This window comes from Oleiphilus sp. HI0086 (genome assembly GCF_001635225.1).
The window spans coordinates 1-985 of the sequence record NZ_LWFZ01001239.1 but is presented as its reverse complement, the minus strand read 5'-3'; the positions used below and the strand labels follow the sequence as shown (position 1 = coordinate 985).

At 45.7% G+C, this 985-nt stretch carries 1 protein-coding gene; it reads right to left on the bottom strand.

All coding sequences use genetic code 11. From position 1 onward, the window contains the following. Window positions 1-219: 219 nt before the first annotated feature. Window positions 220-985, bottom strand: a 766-nt coding sequence (locus A3756_RS21520; protein WP_197481452.1) for a malate:quinone oxidoreductase, incomplete at its 5' end; no start/stop codon positions are given.

Here is a 985-nt window from a genome sequence, read left to right as displayed (position 1 = left end):
GTTCATCCATATATCATTCGTCATCAAATATTCCTAGTCGTTACAAACAAAGGGGCCTTAAATAAATTCCCGAGGATTGTAACAAGTAAAGGAATGACAAATTATCCCAAAGTGGTAACAACAGGTAACACTGAGGTAAAACCTTGTGAAATAGCCCATAAGACCTAAGGAAGCGGATTGATCATCGGCAAAATCCCTAGGTGTTTGGGCTTGGAGGGCTTATCCGATGCCTAGGGTTTCATTGACATCATCACGGATAGCACGATAGAGCTTAGCGTCCTTTTCCAGCTTTCTGAGGCTGTGAACGGGGAAGATTTCTCGTAATTTGCTATTGCCTTCCTCATCTTCAATCAGGAATGGCATGAGTTGTTCAACCAGTCGCAACATCACTTCAGGTGATACCGACGCCCCCGGCGAGGCACCTAGTAGCGTCCCGTAGGTTTTATCATCAGAGACAATAATCTCGGTGCCCATCTGCAAGTCACCATCTTTAATGATTTGCACTCGCTGACCTGCCGGACTAACCTGCCAGTTGAATTTACTACTTAAACCTGGCGCAAAGTCTTCTAGTTCCTTCAGCATCTTTTCCTTACAAACAAAGGTCTCGGAAATAAGGTACTTCATTAATGGAAAGTGCTCTCGCGCAACATTCAAAAAGTTAGGGATATCATGAAAGCGCATAGACTTTAAGTACTCAAGGAAACCTCGGCCTTTTTCCAGCACCGGCATAAAGGTCGCAAAAGGACCAAACAGCAAGTAATGCTTTCCGTTAGCAGCACGCAAATCCAGATGCGGAACCGACATGGGTGGTGCGCCGACTTTCGCTTTACCGTAAGTTTTTGCAGAGTAGTGTTTAGCGTCTTCTTCACTAATAGGCGCCATCAAGAAGCGACCACCAACAGGGAAGCCTGCAAATCGAGTTCTATCTGGTAAGTGGCTTAGTTTAAGAAGCGGGAATGCGCCTCCACCTGCGGCAACAAATAGC